Source organism: uncultured Kocuria sp. (assembly GCF_947500125.1).
Taxonomy (GTDB): Bacteria; Actinomycetota; Actinomycetes; order Actinomycetales; family Micrococcaceae; genus Kocuria.
The window spans coordinates 1-530 of the sequence record NZ_CANMRA010000091.1 but is presented as its reverse complement, the minus strand read 5'-3'; the positions used below and the strand labels follow the sequence as shown (position 1 = coordinate 530).

At 65.7% G+C, this 530-nt stretch carries 1 protein-coding gene; it reads left to right on the top strand.

The features are described 5' to 3' along the window. Positions 1–48 precede the first annotated feature (48 nt). Positions 49–530 (top strand): transposase (locus Q0817_RS19980; RefSeq protein WP_298592242.1); only part of this gene is annotated, 482 nt, incomplete at its 3' end.

Here is a 530-nt window from a genome sequence, read left to right as displayed (position 1 = left end):
ATCTTTCGAGTTCACCTCTCACAGCACCCTCGAAAGGACATCATCACGATGACCGCTCCTCATATTGTCGACCCTGCTGGCCTGCTCGGCGAAGCCCTGTCCGACGCGTCCCCGGATCTGATGCGCAGCTTGTTGCAGACGGTGATCAACGCTCTCTTGTCTGCTGATGCCGAGGCGGTGGTCGGCGCCGAATGGGGCAAGCCCACCCCGACCCGGTCTGCGCAGCGCAACGGCTACCGCCACCGCGACCTCGACACCCGCATCGGCACGATCGACGTCGCCGTGCCGAAACTGCGCACCGGCACCTACTTCCCCGAGTGGTTGCTGGAGCGGCGCAAACGGGCTGAGTCCGCGCTGATCACCGTGGTCGCCGACTGTTACCTCGCCGGGGTCTCGACCCGTCGGATGGACAAGCTGGTGAAGACCCTGGGCATCAACTCCCTGTCGAAGTCCCAGGTCTCGCGCATGGCCACCGACCTCGACGAGCACGTGGAGTCCTTCCGCCACCGACCCCTGGACGAGGCCGGCCC